The sequence below is a fragment of the Luteimicrobium xylanilyticum genome (assembly GCF_009429125.1).
GTDB lineage: Bacteria > Actinomycetota > Actinomycetes > Actinomycetales > Cellulomonadaceae > Luteimicrobium > Luteimicrobium xylanilyticum.
The window spans coordinates 3937507-3961934 of sequence record NZ_CP045529.1 but is presented as its reverse complement, the minus strand read 5'-3'; the positions used below and the strand labels follow the sequence as shown (position 1 = coordinate 3961934).

General features: G+C 72.5%; 22 protein-coding genes. 9 read left to right on the top strand and 13 right to left on the bottom strand.

Annotated features, from left to right (window positions below; translation table 11 throughout):
* Positions 1-12: 12 nt before the first annotated feature.
* The 8 genes from KDY119_RS17605 to KDY119_RS17570 all read right to left on the bottom strand — a co-directional run bounded on the left by KDY119_RS17605 (position 13) and on the right by KDY119_RS17570 (position 9283).
* Entirely contained in the window at positions 13-1494 is a 1482-nt protein-coding gene (locus KDY119_RS17605; RefSeq protein WP_051136384.1) for a tagaturonate reductase, read from the bottom strand.
* Between the two features lie 4 nt (positions 1495-1498).
* The gene (uxaC, locus tag KDY119_RS17600) at positions 1499-2950 is read right to left on the bottom strand and encodes a glucuronate isomerase (RefSeq protein WP_227994421.1); all 1452 of its coding nucleotides are present in this window, start codon (positions 2948-2950) and stop codon (positions 1499-1501) included.
* Between the two features lie 65 nt (positions 2951-3015).
* Positions 3016-4158 carry a glycoside hydrolase family 88/105 protein gene (locus KDY119_RS17595; RefSeq protein ID WP_036947878.1) on the bottom strand — a complete coding sequence of 381 codons (1143 nt, stop codon included), beginning with the start codon at positions 4156-4158 and terminating at the stop codon, positions 3016-3018.
* Positions 4155-5012 (bottom strand): 5-dehydro-4-deoxy-D-glucuronate isomerase, encoded by an 858-nt coding sequence (gene kduI, locus KDY119_RS17590; protein ID WP_036947875.1) that lies wholly within the window; start codon positions 5010-5012, stop codon positions 4155-4157. Before kduI ends, KDY119_RS17595 begins: the two co-directional genes overlap by 4 nt.
* 76 nt (positions 5013-5088) lie before the next feature.
* Complete coding sequence (gene kduD, locus KDY119_RS17585; RefSeq protein ID WP_036947872.1) at positions 5089-5853, bottom strand: 2-dehydro-3-deoxy-D-gluconate 5-dehydrogenase KduD; 765 nt, start codon at positions 5851-5853, stop codon at positions 5089-5091.
* Positions 5854-5983: 130 nt separating this feature from the next.
* Positions 5984-7312: an ABC transporter substrate-binding protein gene (locus tag KDY119_RS17580; RefSeq protein WP_051136383.1), complete on the bottom strand. Its 1329-nt coding sequence runs from the start codon at positions 7310-7312 to the stop codon at positions 5984-5986.
* Positions 7313-7401: 89 nt separating this feature from the next.
* Positions 7402-8322: a carbohydrate ABC transporter permease gene (locus KDY119_RS17575; protein ID WP_036947870.1), complete on the bottom strand. Its 921-nt coding sequence runs from the start codon at positions 8320-8322 to the stop codon at positions 7402-7404.
* Positions 8323-8335: 13 nt separating this feature from the next.
* Positions 8336-9283 carry a carbohydrate ABC transporter permease gene (locus KDY119_RS17570; RefSeq protein WP_036947868.1) on the bottom strand — a complete coding sequence of 316 codons (948 nt, stop codon included), beginning with the start codon at positions 9281-9283 and terminating at the stop codon, positions 8336-8338.
* Positions 9284-9522: 239 nt separating this feature from the next.
* Here KDY119_RS17570 and KDY119_RS17565 point away from each other — a divergent pair, with 239 nt between their 5' ends.
* The 4 genes from KDY119_RS17565 (at position 9523) to KDY119_RS17550 (ending at position 16665) form a co-directional block, all read left to right on the top strand.
* Positions 9523-11538: a DUF6807 family protein gene (locus tag KDY119_RS17565; protein WP_051136382.1), complete on the top strand. Its 2016-nt coding sequence runs from the start codon at positions 9523-9525 to the stop codon at positions 11536-11538.
* A complete protein-coding gene (locus tag KDY119_RS17560; RefSeq protein ID WP_036947867.1) occupies positions 11535-13166 on the top strand; it encodes a UxaA family hydrolase in 1632 nt (543 codons plus the stop codon). The genes KDY119_RS17565 and KDY119_RS17560 overlap by 4 nt, the downstream gene beginning before the upstream one ends.
* A complete protein-coding gene (locus tag KDY119_RS17555; protein ID WP_227994420.1) occupies positions 13163-14479 on the top strand; it encodes a glycoside hydrolase family 28 protein in 1317 nt (438 codons plus the stop codon). Before KDY119_RS17560 ends, KDY119_RS17555 begins: the two co-directional genes overlap by 4 nt.
* Before the next feature lie 131 nt (positions 14480-14610).
* Entirely contained in the window at positions 14611-16665 is a 2055-nt protein-coding gene (locus tag KDY119_RS17550) for a glycosyl hydrolase family 28 protein (RefSeq protein ID WP_051136381.1), read from the top strand.
* Positions 16666-16692: 27 nt separating this feature from the next.
* On the opposite strand, the gene KDY119_RS17545 is transcribed toward KDY119_RS17550, so the two are convergent.
* Positions 16693-17160 carry a helix-turn-helix domain-containing protein gene (locus tag KDY119_RS17545; protein WP_153022601.1) on the bottom strand — a complete coding sequence of 156 codons (468 nt, stop codon included), beginning with the start codon at positions 17158-17160 and terminating at the stop codon, positions 16693-16695.
* Between the two features lie 172 nt (positions 17161-17332).
* Between KDY119_RS17545 and KDY119_RS17540 the strand changes: the two genes are divergently transcribed.
* On the top strand, positions 17333-17908 hold the full coding sequence (locus tag KDY119_RS17540) for a ClpP family protease (RefSeq protein ID WP_036947863.1): 576 nt from the start codon (positions 17333-17335) through the stop codon (positions 17906-17908).
* Positions 17909-18119: 211 nt separating this feature from the next.
* Here the strand turns inward: KDY119_RS17540 and KDY119_RS17535 are convergent, their stop codons facing one another.
* Complete coding sequence (locus KDY119_RS17535; RefSeq protein ID WP_227994419.1) at positions 18120-19049, bottom strand: DNA-3-methyladenine glycosylase family protein; 930 nt, start codon at positions 19047-19049, stop codon at positions 18120-18122.
* A gap of 132 nt (positions 19050-19181) precedes the next feature.
* On the opposite strand from KDY119_RS17535, the gene KDY119_RS17530 reads away from it, so the two are divergent.
* Together KDY119_RS17530 and KDY119_RS17525 are read left to right on the top strand one after the other, a co-directional pair.
* On the top strand, positions 19182-19565 hold the full coding sequence (locus KDY119_RS17530; RefSeq protein ID WP_036949123.1) for a VOC family protein: 384 nt from the start codon (positions 19182-19184) through the stop codon (positions 19563-19565).
* Between the two features lie 78 nt (positions 19566-19643).
* A complete protein-coding gene (locus KDY119_RS17525) occupies positions 19644-19877 on the top strand; it encodes a PLDc N-terminal domain-containing protein (protein WP_036947860.1) in 234 nt (77 codons plus the stop codon).
* Here KDY119_RS17525 and KDY119_RS17520 read toward each other — a convergent pair.
* The 3 genes from KDY119_RS17520 to KDY119_RS17510 all read right to left on the bottom strand — a co-directional run bounded on the left by KDY119_RS17520 (position 19867) and on the right by KDY119_RS17510 (position 21966).
* A complete protein-coding gene (locus tag KDY119_RS17520) occupies positions 19867-21090 on the bottom strand; it encodes a low temperature requirement protein A (RefSeq protein WP_051136380.1) in 1224 nt (407 codons plus the stop codon). The two genes, KDY119_RS17525 and KDY119_RS17520, sit on opposite strands and share 11 nt — an antisense overlap.
* Before the next feature lie 64 nt (positions 21091-21154).
* A complete protein-coding gene (locus tag KDY119_RS17515; protein WP_051136379.1) occupies positions 21155-21634 on the bottom strand; it encodes an SRPBCC domain-containing protein in 480 nt (159 codons plus the stop codon).
* Complete coding sequence (locus tag KDY119_RS17510) at positions 21631-21966, bottom strand: ArsR/SmtB family transcription factor (RefSeq protein WP_036947859.1); 336 nt, start codon at positions 21964-21966, stop codon at positions 21631-21633. Before KDY119_RS17510 ends, KDY119_RS17515 begins: the two co-directional genes overlap by 4 nt.
* Positions 21967-22025: 59 nt before the next feature.
* On the opposite strand from KDY119_RS17510, the gene KDY119_RS17505 reads away from it, so the two are divergent.
* Positions 22026-22724 carry an HAD-IA family hydrolase gene (locus tag KDY119_RS17505; RefSeq protein ID WP_051136378.1) on the top strand — a complete coding sequence of 233 codons (699 nt, stop codon included), beginning with the start codon at positions 22026-22028 and terminating at the stop codon, positions 22722-22724.
* A gap of 54 nt (positions 22725-22778) precedes the next feature.
* Positions 22779-24188 (top strand): Si-specific NAD(P)(+) transhydrogenase, encoded by a 1410-nt coding sequence (gene sthA / locus KDY119_RS17500; RefSeq protein WP_036947857.1) that lies wholly within the window; start codon positions 22779-22781, stop codon positions 24186-24188.
* The last annotated feature ends 240 nt before the right edge of the window (positions 24189-24428 follow it).

Here is a 24428-nt window from a genome sequence, read left to right as displayed (position 1 = left end):
GGGGACGGAGCGTCAGGCGCGTGCGGGGCCGGTCGAGGCCGGGGCGCGCAGGTCCAGGAGCGCGGCGTGCGCGCCGTCGCGCAGGATCGCCGCCGCGTGCGCCGCGGTCTCGGAAGCGAGGCGTGCGGCCCGGTCGTCGTCGCGCAGGATCCCGGCCGCGTCGAGGACGCGGCGCACCCAGCCCACGAGGTCGGCCTCGGCGAACCCGTCGCGCGCCGCGGCCAGCACGGCCGCCTCGTCTCGCGGTTCGAACCCGGGCACGACGACCTCCCCGCTCCACAGCACGAGGGTCGCGGCGAGCCCGAAGACGGTCAACGGCGCCTCGCGGACCGCGTCCCAGGCGTCGAGGACGACGGGCAGGTTCCGGGCCTGCCACTTGGACAGCGCGTTGAGCGTGATGTCGCTCAGGTGGTGGTGCAGGTACGGGTTCGTGAACCGCTCGGCGATCTTCGCCGCGAACGCCCCGACCTCGCGGGGGTCGCCGGGCACCGTCGGGAGGATCTCGGTCCGCAGGAGCCGGGTGAGGTAGGAGCCGACGTCGCGCCGTCCGACGGTCTCCCGCACGGACTCGCAGCCCAGCAGCAGCCCGAGGGGCGCGAGCAGGGTGTGCTGGCCGTTGAGGATCTTGACCTTGGTCGCGCGGAACGGGTGCACGTCGGACATGAACTGGACGGGCAGCCCGGCGCGGTCGAGAGGGAGCAGCTCCCGGATCGCCGGGTCGCCGCCGATCACCCACTGCGCGTAGAGCTCGCCCTTGACGACGTCCCGGTCCACGAACCCGAGCTCGGCCTGGATCGCGTCGATCTCGCCCTCGGGGAACCCCGGGACGATCCGGTCGACCAGCGAGTCGTGGAACGTGCAGGCCGTCCGGACCCACGACGCGAAGCCCTCGCCGAGGCCGGCGTCGGCGGCGTGTCGCAGCACGTACCGACGCAGCGTGGTCGCGTTGTCCTCGATGAGCTCGCAGCACACGATCGCCAGCCCCGCGGCCGGGTCGCCCCCGAAGTGCTCGTACCGGTCGTGCAGGAGTGCGGCGACCTTGCCCGGGAACGACGACGGCGGTCGGGCTCCCAGGTCGTCGCCCGGCGCCCAGACGATCCCCGCCTCGGTGGTGTTCGAGACGATCATCCGGAGGTCGGGGGACAGGTAGAGGCGCCGGTAGCGCTCGAACTCGTCGTGAGCCCGGACGATCTCCCGCACGCACTCGACGCGCGTGACCTCGCGCACCGGCCTGCCCTCGCGGACGCCCTCGAGGACGACGTGGTACAGGCCGTCCTGCTCGCGCAGGACGTTCGTGGGACGGTTCGGGTGGTCCGTCGGCTGGACGATCGCGACGCCGTCGTGCATCACGCCCGCGTCGTTCGCCTGCTGGACCATCTGGTCGACGAACGCCCGGAGGAACTTGCCTCCCCCGAACTGGAGGATCGTGACGGGCAGGTCGGGGACGGGGACCGTCGTCGCGTCCAGCGGTGCGAGGGTGGCGGCGTCGCTCATCCGGTCACGCCTTCGCGTACGCGAGGAGGGGCAGGCGGTACGCGAGGTCGATCGCGGTGTCGACGGCCTCGTCGAGGTCGAGGCGGTGCTCGGCCACGAGGCGCGCGAGGTACCCGGCGTCGACGCGGCGCGCGAGGTCGTGCCGGGCGGGGATCGAGCAGAACGCTCGGGTGTCGTCGACGAAGCCCGACATGTTGGAGAACCCCGCGGTCTCGGTGACGTCCTCGCGGAACCGGCGCATCGCGTCGGGCGCATCGAGGAACCACCAGGGTGCGCCGAGCCGCACGGCCGGGTAGACGCCCGCGAGGGGGGCGAGCTCGCGCGAGAACGTGTCCTCGTCGACGGTGAACAGCACGACCCGGAAGCCGGGGTGGTGGCCGAACGCCTCGAGCAGGGGGCGCAGCGACCGGGTGTACTCGGTGACCACAGGGATGTCGAAGCCCGTGTCCGGCCCGAACACGGCGTGCTTGGTGCGGTCGTGGTCGCGCAGGACGCCGGGGTGGAGCTGCATGACGAGCCCGTCCTCGGCGGACATCGCGGCCATCTGGAAGAGCATGTGCCCGGCGAACGCATCGGCGTCGGCGGCGGTGGCCTCGCCCGCGAGCGCCGCCGCGTAGATCCGGCCGGCCTCGGTGTCGGTGAGCGGCGTGGTGTCGGCGCTCAGGTGCCCGTGGTCGGTCGCGCGGGCGCCCGCGGCCTTGAACCGGGCCCGCTGCACGCGCAGCGCGGCCAGGTATCCGGCGTACGTCGCGACGTCCTCGCCGGACGCCTCGCCGAGCCGCTCGACGTCGGCCCGCCACGTCGGACGGTCGAGGAGCACGACCGGGTCGGGCCGGAAGGTCGGCACGACGCGGTCCCCGTACCCGTCGGCCGCGAGCTTCGCGTGGTCGTCGAGCGTGGCCCAGGCGGGGTCGGTCGTGGCGATGATCTCGATGCCGAACCGGTCGAGGAGCCGGCGCGGGCGGAACTCCTCGTCGGCGAGCACGGCCGCGACGGCGTCGAAGGTCGCGTCCGCGGTCGCCTCCGACGGGCGTTGTGTGACCCCGAAGATCTCGACGAGCGCCGTCTCGAGCCAGAACCGGGTGGCTGTGCCGCGGAAGTGCTTCCAGCCGGCGCAGAACCGGCGCCACACCTCGCGGGGGTCCTCCTCGACGACGACGCCCGCGCCGTCGGCCACGGGCCGCACCCCGAGCTGCTCGTTGCGCAGGCCCTGCGAGACGAGGAGCCGGACCAGGTAGTGGTCCGGGACGACGATCAGCTCGGCGGGGTTCGGGAACGCCCGGTTGTCGGCGAACCACTCGACGGGCACGTGCCCGTGCATCGAGACGAGGGGCAGCCCCTTCGTCTGGGCGTAGAGGTCGCGTGCGATCGGCCGGACGGCCGGGTCGGCGGGCAGCGCGCGGTCGGGGTGGAGGGTCCACGGCTGGGCGGACGCGGGGTCGATGGAGGCAGGCACGGTGGGCTCCGGAGGACGTGGGTATCGAGACGTGGGTAGCGCGTGGGGTTCGGGAAGCGAGGAGGTCAGCCGGTCCGACGGCGCATCTCGGCGGCGAGCAGGAGGAACGGCCCGACGCCCTTGTGGTCGTTCGCGACGATCGGCTCGCTCATGTAGTAGGCGTAGGAGCCGTCGCGGGCGGTCGCGCCGCCGAGGCCCGCGACCTGGCAGACCTTGTTGACGTTGACCCAGCCCTCGTCGGTGAGGGTGAGGAACTCGGTGACCGCCGAGCCCCAGGCGTGCTCGAGGTGGCCGGCCCAGTCGGCGTCGAGGTAGCCGAGCCGCAGCCCCTTCGCGACGGCGGCGAGGACCATGAGCGACCCCGACGCCTCGAGGTAGTTGAGGGGGCGACCGGCCTGGTCCGGGATCTGGTACCAGAGCCCCGTGCGCGGGTCGACGACCCGCCGGAGCGCGTCGAGCAGGGTCCGGAGGTTGGCCAGGATCGTCGCGCGCTGCGGCAGGGTCTCGGGCAGGTGCTCGAGCACGTCGGTCATCGCCATGACGAACCAGCCGAGCGCGCGCAGCCACACGTGCGGGGACCAGCCCGTCCGCGGGTCCGCCCACGGCATCGACCGGGACTCGTCGGTCGCGTGCCGGCACAGGCCCGACGCCGGGTCGAGGGTCAGGTCGTACGCCGTCGTGAACTGCAGGGCGACGTCGTCGAACAGGTCCTCGCGCCCGAAGGTGGCGCAGTACCGGGCGTAGAACACCGAGCCCATGTAGAGGCCGTCGAGCCACGTCTGGTACGGGTAGATCTTCTTGTGCCAGAACGTTCCCGCCTCGAGGCGCGGCTGGTGCTGGAGCTGGTCGAAGAGCAGGTTCGCGGCCTTGCGGTAGCGCTCGTCGCCCGTCTCGTCGAACAGGTCGAGGACGGCCTTGCCGTTGTTGACGTGGTCGAGGTTGAGCTCGTCGTACCGGTAGGCGTGGATCGAGCCGTCGGGCCGGACGAAGTGGTCGAGGTTGCGCCGCACGTACTCGAGGTAGCGGGGCTCGCCCGTCAGCCGGTGGATCGCGTAGAGCCCGTTCAGCACGAGGCCGTCCTCGTACTCCCACCTGTCGCGGGTGTTGATCACGGGTTCGCGCGCGAGCAGCGTCTCCGCGCCGAGCGTCGCCCAGTCGGTCGTCGCGTCGCCGTACGGCGCCCAGCGTCGGGTCGTCGTCGCCGTCATCGCATGTCCGTGACGGGGAAGGTGTCCATGTCGGAGAACGCCTGGTTCTCCCCGGCCATCGCCCACACGAACGAGTAGGACGCGGTCCCGACGCCCGAGTGCACCGACCAGGACGGGGAGATCACGGCCTGGCGGTCGGCGACGAGCAGGTGGCGGGTCTGGTCGGGCTCGCCGCACAGGTGCACGACGCGCGCGTCGTCGGGCACGTCGAAGTACAGGTAGCACTCGGTGCGCCGGTCGTGGGTGTGCGCGGGCATCGTGTTCCACATCGAGCCGGGGTGGAGCTCGGTGACGCCCATGACGACCTGGCAGGACCGCACGCCGTTCTCGTGCACGTACTGGTTGAGCGTGCGGCGGTTGGAGGTCAGCGGGTCCCCGAGCTCGAGCCGGTTCCCTTCGCCGGGCAGGACGAGCGCGTTCGGGTAGGTCGTGTGCGCGGGGGCGGAGAACAGGTAGAACTGGGCGCCCGGCTGCGCGGCGTCCTCGGGGCCGCCGTCGGCGGACGTCGCGTCGGCGAGCTCGACGCCGTCGGTCCCGCGGCCGAGGTACAGGCACGCCCCCTTCGGCATCGTGAAGGTCTCGCCGCCGGCGGTGACCGTCCCCGTCCCGCCGAGGTTCACGATCCCGACCTCCCGGTGCTCGAGGAAGTACTCCGACCGGATCTCGGGGTCGGCCGGCAGGGTCAGGACGGTCCCGGCGGGGACCGCGCCGCCGAGCACGATCCGGTCGTGGTGCGTGTAGACGAGCGTGACCTCGCCGGGGACGAACACCTGCTCGAGGAGGAAGGCGTCGCGCAGGCCCTGGGTGTCCATTCCGGGGACCTGGTCGGGGTGGGTCGCGTAGCGCTGCTCCATCGGGGTGTCTCCTCGGTGCGTGTGGTTCGGGTGGTGCGTGCGGGTCGGGGTGGGGTGCGTGCGCCGCCGGCGCGGCTCAGCGCACGAGCCAGCCGCCGTCGAGGGGGATCACGGCGCCGTGGACGTACGCCGACGCGTCGGACGCCAGGAAGACGACGGCGCCCGCGAGGTCGTCCGGCGTGCCCCAGCGGCCGGCGGGGATCCGGTCGCCGATCGAGCCGGCCCGGGCGGCGTCGTCGCGCAGGGCGGCCGTGTTGTCGGTGGCCATGTAGCCGGGGGCGACCGCGTTGACGTTCACGCCACCTGCGGCCCACTCGTTGGCGAGGGCCTTGGTCAGCCCGGCGACCGCGTGCTTGGACGCCGTGTAGCCGGGGACGGTGATGCCGCCCTGGAAGCTGAGCATCGACGCGACGTTGACGATCTTCCCGGAGCCTCGTGCCAGCATGTGGCGGCCCGCGGCCTGCGACAGGTGCCAGACGGCGTCCAGGTTTACGGAGAGGACCTCGTCCCACCACGGCGCGGGGTGCTCCACGGCAGGGGCGCGCCGGATCGTCCCGGCGTTGTTCACGAGGACGTCGACCCGGCCCATGACGGCCACGGCCTCGTCGACGACGGCGGCCAGCTCGTCGGGCGAGGCCGCCCCCAGGTCCGCGGTCACCACGTGCGCACGGCGACCGAGGGCACGGACCTCGTCCGCCGTCGTCGACCCCGCCGACCGCTCGACGCACACCACGTCCGCGCCGGCCTCGGCGAGCGCGAGAGCCATGCCGGCCCCGAGCCCGCGCGACGACCCCGTGACCACGGCGACGCGGCCGTCGAGGCGGAACAGGTCGAGAACCATCGGTGAGCTCCTTGCTGGAGTGGCGTCGTCGGGCACGGCGGCCCGGGCGGGGGAAGAGGGATGCCCGCGGCGGGGCGGGGGCAGAACCGTGCTCTCGGTCGCACGGCCCCGCCCCGCCACGGGCGGTGGATCACTGGCCGATGGCCTTGTTGACCTCGTCGATCCACGACTTGGCGGCGTCCTGCGCGCTCTTCTTGCCGAAGATCACGTCCGAGTTGACGCGGCCCGTGATGTCCGAGACCTCGCCCGAGCCCTTCGGCGGGACGGGCTTGGAGGTCTCGAAGACCTTGTCGTCCGTGAGCTCCTGGATGAACGCAGCGCTCGTCTTGTCGGCGTCGTCGAGCTTCGGCAGGATCGCGGTCCGCACGTCGAGGTTCGAGGGCAGACCGCGGTCGGTGAGGTTGATGTCGCCGGCCTTCTGGGAGTTCAGCATGAAGTCGACGAACTCCGCGGCCTCCTTCGGGTGCTTCGACTTGGCCGAGACCGAGTACGACATCGCCGCGCGCAGGTACTCGCCCGTGTGTCCGAACTCCGTGTCGCCGGGGGCGCGCAGGAGCTGCAGCGGGTGGCCGGCGTCCTTCTGGATCGCGGCGAGCTGGTTGGACCAGAACCAGGCCATGCCGCCCTTGTTGGTCGCGACGAGCGAGCCGTCGACACCGGCCGACTGGACCTCGGTGGACGTCGACGCGGACGGCTCCGCCTTGGACTTGATCTGGTCGGCGGACCGCTGGAACCACTCTGCGACCAGGTCCTGCGAGATGCCGAGCTTGCCGTCGGCGGTGAACATCTCCTGCCCGTGCTGGCGGGCGTAGACCTCGAGGACGGGCTCGATGAAGCTGTAGTTCTGGACGCCGTAGACCTTGCCGCCCGTCGCCTTGGTGAGCTGCGCGGCGATCTTCGAGTAGTCGTCCCAGGTCCAGGTCTTGTCGTCGGGCATCGTGACGCCCGCGTCCTTGAAGGCCTGGGGGTCGGCGACGACGGCATGCACGTTGACGCCCGACGCGATGCCGTAGAGCTTGCCGTCGATCTTGCCCGTGTCGAGGACCGAGGAGTCGACCTTGCTGGTGTCGATGTCGAGGGAGCCCAGGTCGGCGAGGAGGCCGCGCGTCGCGTACTCGGTGAGGTAGCGGTCGTCCTGGGTCATGACGTCGGGCAGGTCGTTGCCGGCCGCCATGACGTTCATCTTCTCGAAGTACTCGTCCCACGACGTGTTGACCGGCTCGACGTGGATGTTTGGGTGCTCGGCCTCGAACGCGGCGATGATCTGCTGCGTCGAGGTGACGCGCGAGTCGGAGCCCCACCACGAGAACTTGATGGTGACCTTGCCGTCGCCACCTCCGTCGGTGGACTTCCCGCCGCTCCCGCCCGTGGCGGAGCAGGCGGCCAGGCCGACCACGGCGAGCGTGACGACTGCTGCGGAACCGGCGCGACGTACGCGGCGGCTCATCGACTTGGACATGATGGTGTGTCTCCTTCGGGTTTCCGTTTCGCGGCACTGCGAGCGGCCGGCGTCGAAGGCGCCGACCGGTGGACGGTCGGGTGGAGGGGTTACTTGATTCCTGTGGTCGCGATGCCTCGGACGAGGTACTTCTGGCCGAACAGGAAGATCAGGAAGATGGGGACGATCGTCACGATCGACATGGCGAACATGGGCCCCCACGAGCTGCCCGACGACGAGTCGAGGAACAGGCGCAGCGCGAGCGGCGCCGATTTCACGTCGTCGGACGTGAGGAAGACGAGCTGGCTGAAGAAGTCGTTCCACGTCCAGATGAACGTGAAGATCGCGACCGTCGCGAGGGCGGGGACGGACAGCGGGAGCATGATGCGCAGGAAGATCCGGGGGTGCCCGCAGCCGTCGAGCCGCGCGGCCTCCTCGAGCTCCGTCGGGATCCCGCGGAAGAACTGCACCATGAGGAAGATGAAGAACGCGTCCGTCGCGAGCAGGCTCGGGACGACGAGGGGCCAGAAGGTGTTGACCCAGTCGAGCTGCCGGAACATCACGTAGCGGGGAACGATGATCACGTGGATCGGCAGCATGATCGTGACGAGCATGACGGCGAACCAGATGCCCCGGCCCCGGAACTTGAGCCGGGCGAACGCGTACGCGGCCATGGTGCAGCTCACGAGGTTGCCGAGCAGGCAGCCGATGACGATCGTGAGGGAGTTCAGCATGTACCGGCCGAACTGGTACGTCAGGGCGTTCCAGCCGGTGGAGTAGTTGGAGAAGTCCCAGCGGCGGGGCACCAGCGAGAGGTCCTTGAAGATGTCCTCGGTGGGCTTGAACGAGCTGCCCAGCATCCACAGGAGCGGGTAGATCATCGCGACGCACGCGGCGATCAGGAGGACGTGCCGGAGCACGGAGCGGGTGCGGCTGCGCCAGAGGCCCTTGCGGCGCTTGGCGGGGGCAGCGGAGGCGAGCTCGGAGATCCGGCTCCCGAGGTCCGTGCGGGAGAGTGTCGGCGTCGACATCGCAGCTTTCCTTTCAGTCCCCGTAGTGGACCCAGAACTTCGACAGCCAGAAGTTCAGGCCGGTCAGGGTCAGGACGATGAGGACGAGGATCCAGGCCATCGCGGACGCGTAGCCCATGTGGAGGTTCGAGAAGCCCTCCTGGTACAGGTAGAGCGTGTAGAAGAGCGTCGAGTCGGACGGGCCGCCCGTACCGCCGGACACGACGTAGGCCTGGGTGAAGGCCTGGAACGCCGTGATCACCTGCATCACGAGGTTGAAGAAGATGATCGGGCTGAGGAGCGGCAGCGTGATCGAGCGGAACTGCCGCCACCTGGAGGCGCCGTCGAGCTGGGACGCCTCGTAGTACATGTCGGGGATCTGGCGCAGGCCGGCGAGGAAGATGATCATCGGCGAGCCGAACGTCCACACGTGCAGCAGGACGATCGTCCAGAGCGCGGTGTCGGGGTTGGAGACCCAGCCGGTGCCCGTGATGCCGAACACGCCGAGGAACTTGTTGACGAGGCCCTCCTCGCCGAAGACCTGGCGCCACAGGATCGCGATCGCGACCGAGCCGCCCATCAGGGAGGGCAGGTAGATGACCGAGCGGTAGAACGCGAGGCCCCGCATGCCCTGGTTGAGGACGACGGCGACCAGGAGGGCCGCGCCGAGCTGGAGCGGCACGCTCGTCACGACGTACGTGAGCGTCACCCGGAGCGACTGCCACATCCGCTCGTCGTGGAAGAGGTCGACGAAGTTCGTGAGACCGACCCACTGGGGCGAGGTCAGCAGGTCGTACTTGGTGAACGACAGGTAGAGCGACGCGACCAGCGGGAAGAGCGTGACCGCGCCGAGCCCGACGAACCAGGGGGCCAGGAAGACGAGCGCGGCGCGTCCGTCGGACTTGCGCAGGTTGGTCGAGGTCGTGACCTCGGGCCCCCCGCGCCGGCGCTTGATCGCCTTCAGCTCGCTGATCGCTGACATGACTCACTTCCTCGTAAGTGCGGGCCACCGTCGTTGTGGCCCCGGTCTCAGTAACCGGTTTCCAGAACCTAACGGGTGATCTGGATCCTGGCAAGTGTCGTGACCGAGACGTGATCTCGGCCGATGGGAGCGTGTCCACCGCGCTGCAGCGGTGAGCCTGGGTGACACGCGAGCTGCGCATGGGATAGCGTCCGACAAGAAACCTGTTTCTCACATGTCCAGCACCGGGGAGCACCCAGATGACGAACGACGGGTCGTCCGGGTCGGCAGAGTCGCCGACCACGGGCACCGGGCGCCGCGGCCGCGAGCAGTCAGCCGCCGGCGCCACCATCAGCGACGTGGCCGCCGCGGCGAGCGTGTCCCGGGCGACCGTGTCGAGGGTCATGAACGGCCGCAAGGTCGACCCGGAGCTCGCCGAACGCGTCCGGCAGGCCGCCGCGGAGCTCGACTACCGGCCGTCCGCGATGGCGCGGTCCCTGTCGCTCGGACGCACGCAGGCCGTCGGCGTCGTCGTGCCCGACCTGACCAACCCGATGTTCCAGGAGGTCCTGCGGGGCATCGCGGCCGGCGCGGACGCCGAGGGCTACGGCGTCGTCGTCGCCGAGACGGCGGAGCGGCCCGAACGGGAGGCGCGCGCCGTCCGCACCACGCGCTCGCGCGTGGACGCGCTCGTCATGGTCGCCCCACGCATGACCGACGACGAGCTCGCCGCCGCCGTCGCCGCGACCCAGCCCGTCGTGCTCGTCAACCGGACCCTGCCCGAGTCCTCGGTCCCCGCCGTGAGCGTCGACTACGCCGAGGCCATGTACGAGGCCGTCGAGCACCTCATGACGCTCGGACACCGCTCGGTCGTGTACCTCGCGGGCCCCGCGGCGTCGTCGTCGAACGCCGAGCGCCTCGCCGGTTTCGAGACCGCGCAAGCCTCGTTCGGCGGCGTCAGCTTCATCTCCGTGCCGTGCGGCGCGACCATCGCGGACGGGTACGCGGCCGCGGAGGCCGTGATCGCGACCCGCGCGACCGCCGTCGTCGCCTACAACGACCTCGTCGCGTTCGGGCTCCTCGGCCGGCTCAGCGAGCTCGGCGTCGCCGTCCCCGCCGAGGTGTCGGTCGTCGGGTTCGACGACATCGACCTCGCCCACTTCTCGACGCCGCCGCTCACGACGGTCGCGGTGCCCCGGACCCAGCTCGGCGAGCGCGCCTGGAAGCGGCTCCACGAGCAGATCTCCACGCCCGGCGGGCACAGCGACGAGGCGGGGCCCGCCCTGCCGGAGAGCTCGACCGACCTGCTGCGGACCCACCTCGTGCTCCGTGAGTCCACAGGCCCGGCACCCGACGCCGGCGCGGCCCGCGAGGAACGCGACCCCGGCCCGACGGCGTGGCGCAGCGACGTCGTCGGGAACGTCCTGACCGCGGGCGGCGTGCGGATCGCCCGGTACGTGACGGGCGAGACGATGCGGCCGGAGCACTCGCCGCGCCCCTACCTGCACCCGGTCCGTGCCCTGTCGGGGGCCCGGCTCACGAGCGCGCACCCCGCCGACCGGCGCCACCTGCACGGGCTCTCGCTCGGCCTGCCCGACGTCGACGGCACGTCCTTCTGGGGCGGGCGGACCTGGGTGCCGGGCGAGGGCATGACGCTGCTCGCGAACCACGGGCGCGAGGTCTCGCGGCGCGGGCCGACCGTGGATCCCGCCGACCCCGGCGTCCTGCGCGACGAGGTGGACTGGCTCGCACCGGACGGCGCGCCCGTCTTCGCGGAGCGCCGCGTGCTCGCGTCCCGCACCCTCCCCGGCGCGGTCGGCTGGGCGCTGCGCTGGTCGAGCTCGCTCGTCGCGCAGCGCGACCTCACCGTGTCCGGGCCGGCGCGCCCGCGGCCCGACGCCGCCGGCTTCGGCGGCCTGTTCTGGCGGTTCGCGCCCGTCGAGGAGGGCACGGTCGCGTCCGCCGACGGCGTCGGCGCCCGCGCGTGCCTGGGCTCGCGGTCGCCGTGGCTCGCGCTCACGCTCCGCACGGCCGGCTCGTGGACGACCGTCGTCCTCGTGCAGGACGGACGCGAGCGGTGGTTCGTCCGCACGCAGCCGTACGTCGCCGCAGGTCCCGCCGTCGCGTGGGACGCTCCGGTGCGGCTCGCCGCGCGGGAGCCCCTCGACCTCGGGCTGACCGCGCTCGTGCTCGACGGGCTGCACACGCCCGCGGCGGTCGTCGAGCGGTGGCTCCCGCTCGCGGCCGAGACCTTCGGGGCGGAGGCGGCCCGATGACGGTCGCCTCCCCGCAGACCGACGGCGGCCTGCTCGCCCTGCACGACGGCGACGACGTCGCCGTCGCGACCCGCGACCTGTCGGCCGGCGACGTCGTCGAGGCGGCCGGGCGCTCGGTCACGGTCGCGGACGCCGTCCCGCGCGGGCACAAGGTCGCGCTCACCGACGTCGCGGCAGGCGCGGAGGTGCACAAGTACGGCCAGTCGATCGGGGTGGCGACCCGCCCGATCCGCGCGGGCGAGCACGTGCACGTCCACAACCTCGGGTTCGAGGAGGGGCACCGCGACCACGCGCTCGGCGGCACGCACACCGAGCTCGCCGTGCCCGACGGCCCGCGACCCACCTTCCGCGGCTACCGTCGCGCCGACGGACGCGTGGGGACCCGGAACTACGTCGCGATCCTCACGTCGGTGAACTGCTCGGCGTCGACGGCACGGATGATCGCCGCGCGGTTCACGCCCGAGGTGCTCGCCGCGTACCCGAGCGTGGACGGCGTCGTGGCGCTCACCCACCAGTCCGGGTGCGGCATGGTGCCCTCGAGCGAGGGCGGGCAGCTCCTGCTGAGGACGCTGCGCGGGTACGCCGCGCACCCCAACGTCGGCGCGCTGCTCGTGCTGGGGCTGGGCTGCGAGATGGTGCTCACGGAGCAGATCGCCACGCGTTCCGGCTCGGGGGCGTTCCTCGGGATGCCGGGCGTCGGGACGCCGCCGCCGCCCGTGGACCCCGTGCTCGCCGACATCCCCGAGGACACGCTCGTCGAGTCCCTCACGATCCAGGGCACCGGCGGCGTCCGGGCCACGGTCGCGGCCGGCGTCGCGGCGGTCGAGCGGATGCTCGCGGCCGTGGACACGCGTCAGCGCGTCGAGTGCGACGTCTCCGAGCTCGTGCTCGCGCTCAACTGCGGCGGGTCCGACGGGTACTCCGGGATCACCGCCAACCCGGCGCTCGGCTGGGCGTCGGACCGGCTCGTCGCGTACGGCGCGGCGTCGGTGCTGGCCGAGACCCCCGAGGTGTTCGGCGCCGAGCACCTGCTGACGCGCCGCGCGACCTCGCCGGCCGTCGCGCAGCGCCTGCTCGACCGGATCGGGTGGTGGAAGGACTACACCGCGGCAGGCGGAGGCAGCATGGACAACAACCCGTCACCGGGGAACAAGGCCGGCGGGCTCACGACGATCCTCGAGAAGTCGCTCGGCGCCGTCGCGAAGGGCGGCCGCGCCGACCTCGCCGCCGTCTACGAGTACGCCGAGCGCATCGAGCCGCACGTCGGCTTCGCGTTCATGGACACCCCCGGCTACGACCCGGTGTCCGTCACGGGCCTCGTCGCCGGCGGTGCGAACGTCGTCGTCTTCACGACGGGCCGGGGCTCGGTCTTCGGGTGCCGCCCGACGCCGTCGATCAAGGTCGCGACCAACACCCCGATGTACCGGGTCATGTCCGAGGACATGGACCTCGACGCGGGGCGGATCGTCGAGGGCACGGCCACGCTCGAGCAGGTCGGGCGGGAGATCTTCGACACGATCCTGCGTGTCGCGTCGGGGGAGCGGACCGTCTCGGAGGACCTGCTGATCGACGGCCAGACCATCGGCGCGGAGGAGTTCATCCCGTGGCACGTAGGAGCGGTGACGTGAGCGTGGGCGCCGACGTCGAGCGGCGCGAGACCGCCCAGCGGACCGCGGAGCTGCAGGCGAGGATCGACGCGACGGCGTCTGCCGGGGGTGGGCGGGTCGTCCTCGGCCCGGGCGTGCACCGGACGGGCGCCCTGCGCCTGCGCTCGCACGTCGAGCTGCACGTCGAGGCCGGGGCGGTGCTGGAGTTCGTGCCGGACCCGGCCCTCTACCCGCCCGTCGAGGCGCGTTGGGAGGGCGCGCCCGCGACGATCCACCAGCCCTGCCTGTACGCCGACGGCGCCGAGCACGTCACGATCTCCGGCGCGGGCACGATCGACGGCGGCGGCGAGCCCTGGTGGGACGCGTTCCGCGCCGGCACGCTCGAGCACCCCCGCCCCACCCTCGTCGGGCTGCACCGGTGCCGCCGCGTCGTCGTGCGGGACGTGACGCTGCGGAGCTCGCCCGCGTGGACGATCCACCCGCTGCTCTGCGAGGACGTCTCGGTCCGCGACGTCAGCATCCACAACCCGCCGGACTCGCCCAACACCGACGGCATCGACCCCGAGTCGTGCCGGAACGTGCGGATCAGCGGCTGCCATGTGGACGTCGGCGACGACTGCATCGTCCTCAAGGCGGGCACCGAGGCGACCGCCGAGCGGGTGGCGTGCGAGAACGTGACCGTCGTCGGGTGCACGCTCGTGCACGGGCACGGCGGCGTGGTGATCGGGTCGGAGATGAGCGGCGACGTGCGCAACGTCGTCGTCGCCGACTGCGTCTTCCAGGGCACCGACCGCGGGATCCGGCTCAAGACGCGGCGCGGGCGCGGCGGGGTCGTCGAGGACGTGCGCGTGTCGAACGTCGTGATGGACGACGTCGGCTGCCCGTTCGTGGTCAACGCGCACTACTTCTGTGGGCCCGGCGGGCGCGAGCCGGTCGTGTCCGACCGGTCGGCCCAGCCGGTCGACGCGGGGACGCCGACGTTCCGGCGGATCTCCCTCGCGCACGTGAGCGCGCGCCGTGTCCGTGCCGCAGCCGGGTTCGTCCTCGGGCTCGCGGAGCGCCCGGTCGCGGAGGTCACCCTCGACGACGTGAGCGTGTCGTTCGCCGATGACGCCGCCCCGTTCGTGCCTGCGATGGCGGAGGGCGTCGAGGAGGCCGTCGGGCGGGGGCTCGTGCTGACGGGCTGCGACGACGTCGTGCTGCGCGGGGTGCGGATCTCCGGGGCACGGAGCGAGCCGCTCGAGCTCGACCGGGTGTCGGGGCTCCGGGTGGTCGACTGCGCGAGCGATGGGAAACCGATTGCTGAGGTTGACTCGTCCTCGTTCTCGCACTGAAGAGAAGAACCCGGCGAGGAAGGCTTTCTGTCTCGCCAGAAACATGAGAAACCGATTGCCCATCGCCGGGCATCCTGGCTAGGTTCGAGACCCGGGCAACGTCGCCCGGAGTCTCGACGGAGGACCAGCAGATGCATCGTTCACGAAGGGCGTCGCTGGTCGCGGCGCTCGGCTCCCTCACGCTCCTGGGCACGGTGCTCACGGGCGCCCCCGCTCTCGCGCACGGATCGTCCCCCCATCCCGCCGGGCATCGGTCCGACCCGACGTGCGGCACCGCGAACAGCCGTCTGCTCGGGACGGCTCGCTCGGCCCCCAGCAACCTCTGCGTGCCCGGGGCCGCCACCGACAGCAGCAGCACCCTGCTCGTGTGGAACAAGCCGGAGTCCGCAGACGTCGTCGACTACGTCGTCTACCGAGACGGCCGTCCGCTCGGCCGCGCCTCCACGAACGCGGAGCAGCACACGCCGTCGCAGGAGTACGTCGACACGTTCTACGCGAACGACGCCGACGGCTGGCACGTGAAGGTGCAGAACCACAGCTTCAAGGTCACCGGGCTCAGCCCGAACCGTGGCTACACGTTCACCGTCCGTGCGGTGCTCGCGAACGGACGCCTCTCCGCGCCGTCGAACGCCCTCCGGGTGACGACCACCCAGCGCGCTCAGCGGATCGACGTCACCAGCCGGCCGTTCCGGGCCGTGGGCGACGGGACCACCGTGAACACCCGTGCGATCCAGAAGGCCGTCGACAGCTGCCGCTCGCGCGGCTGCACCGTGGTGATCCCGAAGGGCACGTTCCGCACGGGCGCCCTGTTCCTCCACAGCAACATGACCCTCGAGCTCGCGCAGGGTGCCCGGCTCCTCGGCTCGGACGACTGGGCCGACTACCCGGTCGAGAAGGGCTACTACCTCTACGCGATCCCGACGCCCGTGCCGACCGACGCCAGCTACACGGCCTACCTGCGGCCGCCGTCGCTGCTCAACGTGCGGCCCGACGACCTGGGCCGCAGCGAGCGGAACCGTCGTCCGGGCGCCGTCGCGGAGAACGTGCGCATCGTCGGCCCCGGCGTCATCGACGGGGACGGCTGGAAGCGCACGGCCGCCGGCACGACGACCGACGAGACCGGGAACGAGCTGCCGGACTACGTGGCGTCGAGCGCGGCGAAGGTCGCGACCGACGGCATCCTCGCCGCTAACCAGGTCGAGCACGCGCGCGCCGTGATCGACACGATGCCCGGCATCGTGAACCGGCCCGCCACCGTCGACGACAAGTCGATCTACGGCCAGTACCGGTCGAGCCTCGCGACGTTCATCGGCGTCGACGGCCTCTACCTCGACGGGTTCACCGTCGAGAACCCCGCCTTCCACGGGGTGATGGTCCTCGACTCCGCTGACGTCGGCGTCTACGGGACCCGAAACACGACGTTCGACACCAACAACGGCGACGCGATCGAGTTCGGCGGCACCCAGCGCGCCGTCGTCGCGAACAACTTCTTCGACTCCGGCGACGACGTCATGAACTTCGCTGCCGGCCAGGGGAAGTACGGGGCCGAGGGGCGCTCGTCGGGCGACGTCTGGATGTTCGACAACTACGTGCGCCGCGGTCACGGCGGCGTCGCGATCGGCAGCCACACCGCCGCCTGGGTCCAGCACCTGCTCGCCGAGGACAACGTCTTCAACCGGACCGAGACCGGGGCGCTCCGGATGAAGTCCACCTCGGACATGAACGGCGGGGCGAGAGACGTCGTCTTCCGCGACAGCGCCGTCGCCTGCATGAAGACGAGCGCGTTCATCGCGAGCCTCAGCTACACGTTGTCGCCCTCGGGCTACGTGAGCGGGTCCTCGGCGACGTTCCGCGACATCGTCGTCCGCGACGTCAGCGTCGACGGCAACAGCACCTCGACGTGCGGGATGGCGTCGAGCACCTCGAAGCCCGTGATCGACATCGAGGCGGGCCCCGCGAACGACGCGGACACCGTCGGGCCGTTCACGTTCGACGACGTCCGGTTCCGCAACGTGAACCCGACCGGGATCGAGGGGCTCACGGGCTCGACGTTCCGCGACGTGTGCTTCGCGAGCGTGCTGGGCGACGCCGACCCGTGGAACCTCGACGCCGCGTCGACCGGCAACGTGTTCCGCAACGTCTCGCCGGCACCCGGCGAGGGCGGGCCGACGAGCACCTGCCGCTGACGCGGTGCCCGTGTCGGCACACCCGCTTCAGGCGGCGAGCGCGAGGCCGCCGAAGCGGGTGTGCGACCGGACGCGGGGCAGTACGTCGCGGGTGGCGTCGGCGGTCGCCGCGTCGCGCGCGGCGAGGTCGAGCACGCGGACCGGACCGTGGCTGCCGGCCCGCGCCCGCTCGCGCAGCTCCACGAGTCGGGCGTGGGCCGCCTCGCGCTCCAGCGCGTCGACCACCTCGCGGAGCACGTCGGCGAGCCGCGCGTCCAACGCGTCGCACAGCGCGGACACCACCTCCGACGACGGCTCCTTGCGTCCCCGCTCGACCTCCGACACGTAGGCGACCGAAAGGTTCGCGCGTTCGGCCACGTCGACGATCCGCAGGCCCCGCTCGTCCCGCCGACGCCGCAGGGAGGCGCCCAGCGCGGCGCGCAGGAGGGTCGGCGCGGGGGCTCGGAGCGGGCGCACCGGCACGGGCCCGGTGCGTGCGGTCACGTCGTCCTGCATGGTGCGTCCCTCCGTCGGTCGGCTCTGCTCACTCCCGACGCTAGCCGGGAGACGGACCGGGACGCGCCGTCGGGCGTTGCGCCCTGAGCAGATCGGCCGTTCTGCCGGGGGCAGATCGGCCCCGGGCAGAACGCGGGGGCCTGCGGCGGGGTCCTGGACGCAGGATCGGAGCATGCCCGAGGACACCACCGCACCCGTCGACCGCGAGCTCGCCCGAGAGCTCCTCAAGCACCGCATCGTCGTGCTCGGACGCGAGGTCCGCGACGACGACGCCAACGAGATCTGCGGCCGGATCCTGCTGCTCGCCGCGCAGGACCCACAGGCCGACATCCAGCTCTACATCAACTCGCCGGGAGGCTCGGTGTCGGCGGGCTTCGCCGTCTTCGACACCATGCGGCTCGTCCCGTGCGACGTGCAGACCGTCGCGATGGGCTTCGCCGCGTCGATGGCGCAGGTGCTGCTCACCGCGGGGACGCCCGGCAAGCGGTTCGCGCTCCCGCACACCCGGATCGTCATGCACCAGCCCCTCGGAGGGATCGGGGGCTCGACGACGGACGTCCGGATCCAGGCCGACCAGCTCAAGCAGACCAAGGAGCTCATCGCCCTGATCACCGCCGAGCAGACCGGGCAGAGCGTCGAGCGGATCGCCGCCGACGCCGACCGCGACCACTGGTTCACCGCCGAGGAGGCGAAGGACTACGGCCTCGTCGACCACGTCGTCGACCTGCCCCTCCCCGTCGGAGTCTGACCGCCGAGTGCGACGCTGTGTCCGCCGAGTGCGACGCTGTCGCACTCGGCGGCCAGGGCCGGGGCGGCACGAGAGGTCAGGATCGGCATCGAAGTGGCCTCGACGTTGCCGATCCTGCCCCCTCACGGGAAGCTCAGCGACGACTCCGTCCCCGGACGGAACGTCGCACTCGGCGGACGCGACGTCGCACTCGGCGAACGTGGCGTCACCCTCAGCGGTTGCGGTGGTCCTCCAGCGGGACGCGCGGGCCGCGCCGCACGCCGCGTGCGTAGCCCGCGAGCAGCAGGTGCTTCGCGACCCGGTGCCGGTGCCCGCGGTACGGCTCGAGCAGCGCGAGCATGCCGTCGTCGTCGACGCGCTCGCCCGTGAGCGCCCAGCCGACCTGTCCGGCGAGGTGGAAGTCGCCGACGGCGAGCGCGTCGGCGTCGCCGAGCGCCCGCTGCGCGGCCTCGGCCGCGGTCCACACGCCGACACCGGGCACCGACTGCCAGCGACGTCGCGCCTCGGCGGGGTCGAGCGCGGCGCACCGCTGGAGCGAGCCGGCCACGCGCGCGCACGCCACCACGGTCCGGGCTCGCCCCGGGTCGACGCCCGCGCGGTGGAAGTCCCAGACCGGCACCGCGGCCCACACCTCGGCGGTGGGCGGGACCCGCATCCGGTCGGCGACCGGCCCCGGCGCGGGCTCGCCGTGCCGGCGCAGGAGCCAGCGCCACGCGTCGTGGGCCTGCCGGGTCACGACCCGCTGCTCCATCACGGCGGGCACGATCGCCTCCAGGACGTTCCCGCTCCGCGTCATCCGGGCGGCCCGGGTCCGGCGCCAGGCGTCGCGCACGCGGCCCGGGGGCGGGTCGAAGTCCTCGGGGTCGTCGTCGCCCAGCAGTGCGGGGACACCGGCGAGCGCCGCCTCGGCGCCCGGCCCCCAGGCGGTCGCCGTCACGAGGTCCGGACCGGCGGCCAGGATCCGGAGGGTCGCTGCGCCGTCGGGCGTGCGGGTCGCCCGCCAGACGGCGCCGTCGGGCCCGACCTGGAAGGCCGGGTCGAGGGGGCCTCGGCGGTGGGGGAGGAGCGTCGCGCGGACGTCGACGGCAGCCGCGAGCCGGAACGAGCCGGTCGCCACGAGCGGTCGGGCGGGAGCGAGCACGCCACCATGGTCACACGCCCGGACGCGCGCCCGGCCGATGACTGCGCGACGCTGGACGGGTCGGTACGAGCGGGCCGGACCCGCCGGCCGCACCCGGGCGACGCCGTCGGCCGGGTACTGGAGGTGAACGTCATGACCGCACTGTTCGACCGCTGCTTCAGCGGGTTCTCCGTCGACGACCTCGACGCCGCGCAGCACTTCTACGCCGACGTGCTGGGGCTGCGCGTGGAGCGCGACGAGATGGGGATGCGGATCCTCGTCCCCGGCGACTCGGGGATCTTCGTGTACGACAAGGGCGCCGCGCACGAGCCGGCGTCGTTCACGGTCCTCAACTTCCCCGTCGCGGACGTGACCGCGAAGGTGGCCGAGCTCACGGCGCTGGACGTGGCGTTCGAGCGCTACGAGGGCACGCCGGCGCAGACCGACGACGACGGCGTGTTCCGCGGCGGCGGGCCGCTCATCGCGTGGTTCACGGACCCGGCGGGGAACGTGCTGTCCGTCGTCGAGGAGGGCTGAGCCGGACGCCGCGCGTCGCGGCACGAGCGCGCGTAGCGTCGTCGGGGACGACGTCCGACCGACACGTGAGGGGTGCCCATGGCCCGCAAGAAGTCCTGGAGCGAGCTCAGCGGTGGCAAGAAGTTCCTGGTGCTCGTGTTCTCGCTCGCACAGATCGCGCTGACGGTCGCGGGCTACCGCGACCTGGCGAAGCGGTCCGACGACGAGATCGAGGGGTCCAAGCTCGCCTGGGGCGTGGCGATGCTCGCGAACTGGGTCGGCCCGCTCGCCTACTTCGCGAAGGGACGCAAGGGCCTGGGTCTCAACGACTGACCTGCGCCTCCGACCGGAGCACCGCCGCCTGCTCGATCACCACGACGACCGCGGCCGTGAGGCCGAGGACGAGCAGCGGCGGCTCCGTGTGCGCACCGGCGGCGACGTCGACGAGCGCGAGGACGCCCAGCAGGGGGACGGCGTGCACGGCACGGAGCATCACCCAGCGGAAGAGCTCCAGCCCGAGCAGGTACAGCGCCGCGCCACCCGTGAGCGCGGCCGTGGCCGTCCACCCGGCTGGGGCGTCGTCGTCCGCGTGGGCGAGCAGGAGCCGCAGGCCGAACGCGACCGCGACGATCCCGACGACGAGCGGCGCGTGCCCGAGCACGTAGCCGTCCCGTGCCAGCTCGGGACGCCGCAGCGCGGACGCCGCCGCGAGCACGGCCCCGGCGGCGGCCGCGAGGCGGGCGGAGTAGGCCGACCAGAGGGCGGCCGCGAGCAGGAAGCCCAGGCTCGAGGCCGCGACGACGGGCCAGCGCATCACGTGGTCGCCGGCTCCCGTCCCGGCTGACACGAGCGTCTCGCCGAACGCGATGATCACGACGAGCTCGTGTCGCTCCACGAAGTGGCCGGCGCTGACGACGCGCCAACCGCGGTAGCTCGACGTGAGCCGTCCGCCCGCGAAGTCGACGAGCAGAGCGGCCGACCACAGGACCGTCTGCGCGGTGCCGCCCAGGACGGCCCCGGTCACGAGCAGGACGGCGGACAGGGTCTGCGGGACGGCGTCGATCGCGAGCTGGGTGCGCAGCCGCGGGTCGTGCTGCGCCGCGACCCGGAAGAGGAGGACGTAGGTCACGCGGACCCCGGCGAACGCGAGCGCGAGGACGACGGGCGCGTCGAGCGGGCCGCCGTCGTGCTGCCAGGCGCCCGGCGCGACGACGCCCGCGAGGAACAGCCCCGCCATCGCCGTGATGATGCCGAGCCGCACGAGGCCGTGGTCGGCGCGCACCCGGTTGCCGAGCCACGTGAACGCCGACCACGTCCACCACAGGAGCAGGAGCAGCACGAGCCCCCGGACGGGCGCCGCGGCGGCGTGGTCCTCCTCGAGGTAGGCGACGACGCGCGTGATCGCGAAGACGAACACGAGGTCGAAGAAGATCTCGAACGTCGTGACCCGGTGGTCCGCGCGCGCCGGGACGATGTCGCGCAGCATCATCGGGGCGTGCCCGGTGGGCGTCACGCGGGTGCTGATGGTGTCCGTCGTCGTCTGCATAGGACGACGGTCCGGCGGGCGGCTGCCCGGTCGCGTCCGTTGGGTGCCCTGGCCCGGTCCCTGGTCACGGCACCAGGGGCTCACCCGTCTCGAGGAGGGTCTTGAGACCGCTGAGCACGGTGGTCCAGCCGATCCCGGACACGCTCGACGCGGTGTGCGGCGAGCCGTCGAGGTGGTCGTGGACGGCGGTGAGCAGGACGGTCCCGTCGCCGCGGTCGTCGATCTGCCAGGTGACGCGGCTCGCGGGTTCCTGCGCGCTCACCGGGTCGTAGAGCGAGCGCCACTCGTGGACGAGGCGGTGGGGCGCGTCGAGCTCGAGGATCGCGCCGTCGGTCCAGAGGGCGCCGTCGGGCCCGTGGGAGACGATCCGGTCGCCGACGACCTCGATCCGGGCGCGGTGGAAGTAGCGCCGCGTCTGCTCGGGGTCGACGAGCGCGTCCCACACGGCCTGTGGGGTAGCGCGGATGGCGACCTGGTAGACCTGCGTCGTCGTGACGGGCGGGACGAGCGGGGCCGGGGCTGCGTCGTCGGGTGTGCTGCTCATGGCTGGTCCTCCAGCGTGTGCTTGAGGTCCGCGAGCACCTGCGCGGGCCCCTCGGTGAACCGGGTGATCCACCGGTCGTGGACGAGCTGGACGGGGACGGGGTTGAGGTGGTGCAGCGTGCGGCGTCCGTCGCGGCGCGTCACCACGAGCCCGGCCTCGGTGAGCACCTTGAGGTGCTTCATGACGCCGAAGCGTGTCATCGTCACGCCCTCCGCGGCGACCGCGGACTCGAGCTCGGTGAGGCTCGCGCCCGGGTGTGCGAGGAGCGTGTCGAGGAGGAGGCGACGGGTGGGATCGGCGAGCGCCTTGAACACCCGGTCGTCGTCCTCCACGCATCCAGGATAGGTGACTGTTTGGTCACCTATCAAGCGCTCGCCGGTAGTCTGGCCCGGTGACCCACCCCGCCCTGCCCGACGACGGCGCCCGCGCCGCCGCCCTCCTGCTCGACCTCGACGGCACGCTCGTCGACACCACGGAGAAGGTCGAGGCGGCGTGGCGGTGGGGCGCGGATCGGCTCGGCGTGCCGTTCTCGACCCTCGAGCCGTACGTCCACGGGATCCCCGGTGCGCAGGCGCTCGAGCTCGCCCTGCCGGGGCGGCTCGACGAGGCCGAGCGGGCCGCGCTCACCGACGAGCTGCTGATCCGGATGTCCGACCCGGCCGCCGGGCACGTGCGCTGGATGCCGGGTGCGCAGGACCTCGTGACGACGCTCGCGCGCGACGCCGCGGACGCCTGGGCCATCGTGACGAGCGGCGACCGGCGGCTCGCCGGGTCGAGCGTCGAAGCCCTCGGGCTCCCGCTGCCGCCCGTCATGGTGACGTCCGAGGACGTCGAGCTCGGCAAGCCTCACCCCGAGCCCTACCTGCGCGCCGCGGACGCGCTCGGCATCCTCGAGGTCGACGCGTGCGTCGTCGTCGAGGACGCGCCCGCGGGGATCGCCGCCGGGAAGGCAGCCGGCATGCGCGTGCTCGCCCTCGCGACGACGTACCCCGCCTCCGAGCTCGGAGACGCCAACTGGGTGGTCGGCTCGCTCGCGGACGTGCGCGTCACGGTCGAGGACGACGCGATCGTCCTGCGCGCCGCGGGCTGAGGAGCGCCGGCGCTCCCGGTGACGTGAGACGCGCGCCGGGCGCACACTGGCCGCATGGACGCACCGCAGTACGACCTGCTCGTCCTCGGGTCCGGGCCCGGTGGGCAGAAGGCCGCGATCGCCGCGGCGAAGCTCGGCAAGCGCGCCGCCGTCGTCGAACGACGCGAGATGGTCGGCGGCGTGTGCCTCAACACGGGGACCATCCCGTCCAAGACGCTGCGCGAGGCCGTCGTCTACCTCACGGGCCTGAACATGCGCGAGACCTACGGCCGCAACTACCGCGTCAAGCAGGACATCGGGATCGGCGACCTGCTCTCGCGCCTCGACCACGTCATCAGCCGTGAGCTGGAGGTCGTGCGCGACCAGCTCATGCGCAACCGCGTCGACCTCCTCACGGGGACCGCGCGGTTCGTGGGGCCCCACGAGGTCGAGATCGTCTCGGTCGACGGCTCCCGGTCGCGCGCCACCGCCGACAAGATCGTCGTCGCGACCGGCACCACGCCCGTCCGGCCCGAGCAGGTCGACTTCGACGACGTCCGCGTGGTCGACTCGGACGGCATCCTGCACCTCGCCGAGGTGCCGCGGTCCATGGTCGTCGTCGGCGCCGGGGTGATCGGCATCGAGTACGCGTCGATCTTCGCGGCGCTCGGGACCCGGGTGACCGTCGTCGAGTCCCACGCCGGCATGCTGCCGTTCTGCGACGCCGAGGTCGTCGAGGCGCTCAAGTACCAGCTCCGCGACCTGTCCGTGCAGTTCCGGTTCGGCGAGACCGTCGCACGCGTCGACTCCGACGCCCAGGGCACCGTCACGACCCTCACCAGCGGGAAACGGATCCCCGCCGACACCGTCATGTACTCGGCCGGGCGCAAGGGTGCGACCGAGGGCCTCGACCTCGCCGCCGCGGGCCTCACCGCCGACGACCGCGGTCGCCTCCAGGTCGACAAGCTGTTCCGCACCGAGGTCGAGCACATCTACGCCGTCGGCGACGTCATCGGGTTCCCCGCGCTCGCGGCGACCTCGATGGAGCAGGGGCGGCTCGCGACCTACCACGCGTTCGGCGAGCCCGTGAGCTCGCTCCTCGAGCTCCAGCCCATCGGGATCTACACCATCCCCGAGATCAGCTTCTGCGGGCACACCGAGGACGAGCTCACCCGGGCAGCCGTCCCGTACGAGGTGGGCATGGCGCGCTACCGGGAGCTCGCGCGCGGGCAGATCCTCGGCGACTCGTACGGCATGCTCAAGCTGCTCGTGAGCACGGAGACCCGGCACCTGCTGGGCGTGCACGTGTTCGGCACCAACGCGACCGAGCTCGTGCACATCGGGCAGGCGGTCATGACGTGCGGCGGGACCGTCGACCACCTCGTCGACACCGTCTTCAACTACCCGACGCTGTCCGAGGCCTACAAGGTCGCCGCGCTCGACGTCGTCAACAAGCTCCGCGCGGTCTCGCGGTTCGGGGCCTGACGGGCGGTCACGCGCGTTAACATCCGCTCATTCCTAAGCGTCCCACTTAAGAAGATGGCGGTCCTGCCGTACGGTCACGACATGGCCACCCACGGCAGCCCCGATCGCGAGCGCACCGCGCCGCGGACGACGCCGTGCTCCTGTCGCCCGCGCCGCTGCGCCTAGCGCGCCCACGCGCCCACGCGCCCACCGAGCACGACGCTCGGCCACGCCCCCGCCGGGGCCACCCCCACCCCGCTC

Bases quoted from the DNA above. Each gene is read 5' to 3' on its own strand.
- KDY119_RS17605 (WP_051136384.1), bottom strand. From the start codon at position 1,494: ATGAGCGACGCCGCCACCCTCGCACCGCTGGACGCGACGACGGTCCCC.
- KDY119_RS17595 (WP_036947878.1), bottom strand. From the start codon at position 4,158: ATGACGGCGACGACGACCCGACGCTGGGCGCCGTACGGCGACGCGACG.
- kduI (WP_036947875.1), bottom strand. From the start codon at position 5,012: ATGGAGCAGCGCTACGCGACCCACCCCGACCAGGTCCCCGGAATGGAC.
- kduD (WP_036947872.1), bottom strand. From the start codon at position 5,853: ATGGTTCTCGACCTGTTCCGCCTCGACGGCCGCGTCGCCGTGGTCACG.
- KDY119_RS17580 (WP_051136383.1), bottom strand. From the start codon at position 7,312: ATGTCCAAGTCGATGAGCCGCCGCGTACGTCGCGCCGGTTCCGCAGCA.
- KDY119_RS17575 (WP_036947870.1), bottom strand. From the start codon at position 8,322: ATGTCGACGCCGACACTCTCCCGCACGGACCTCGGGAGCCGGATCTCC.
- KDY119_RS17570 (WP_036947868.1), bottom strand. From the start codon at position 9,283: ATGTCAGCGATCAGCGAGCTGAAGGCGATCAAGCGCCGGCGCGGGGGG.
- KDY119_RS17565 (WP_051136382.1), top strand. From the start codon at position 9,523: ATGACGAACGACGGGTCGTCCGGGTCGGCAGAGTCGCCGACCACGGGC.
- KDY119_RS17560 (WP_036947867.1), top strand. From the start codon at position 11,535: ATGACGGTCGCCTCCCCGCAGACCGACGGCGGCCTGCTCGCCCTGCAC.
- KDY119_RS17550 (WP_051136381.1), top strand. From the start codon at position 14,611: ATGCATCGTTCACGAAGGGCGTCGCTGGTCGCGGCGCTCGGCTCCCTC.
- KDY119_RS17545 (WP_153022601.1), bottom strand. From the start codon at position 17,160: ATGCAGGACGACGTGACCGCACGCACCGGGCCCGTGCCGGTGCGCCCG.
- KDY119_RS17540 (WP_036947863.1), top strand. From the start codon at position 17,333: ATGCCCGAGGACACCACCGCACCCGTCGACCGCGAGCTCGCCCGAGAG.
- KDY119_RS17530 (WP_036949123.1), top strand. From the start codon at position 19,182: ATGACCGCACTGTTCGACCGCTGCTTCAGCGGGTTCTCCGTCGACGAC.
- KDY119_RS17525 (WP_036947860.1), top strand. From the start codon at position 19,644: ATGGCCCGCAAGAAGTCCTGGAGCGAGCTCAGCGGTGGCAAGAAGTTC.
- KDY119_RS17520 (WP_051136380.1), bottom strand. From the start codon at position 21,090: ATGCAGACGACGACGGACACCATCAGCACCCGCGTGACGCCCACCGGG.
- KDY119_RS17515 (WP_051136379.1), bottom strand. From the start codon at position 21,634: ATGAGCAGCACACCCGACGACGCAGCCCCGGCCCCGCTCGTCCCGCCC.
- sthA (WP_036947857.1), top strand. From the start codon at position 22,779: ATGGACGCACCGCAGTACGACCTGCTCGTCCTCGGGTCCGGGCCCGGT.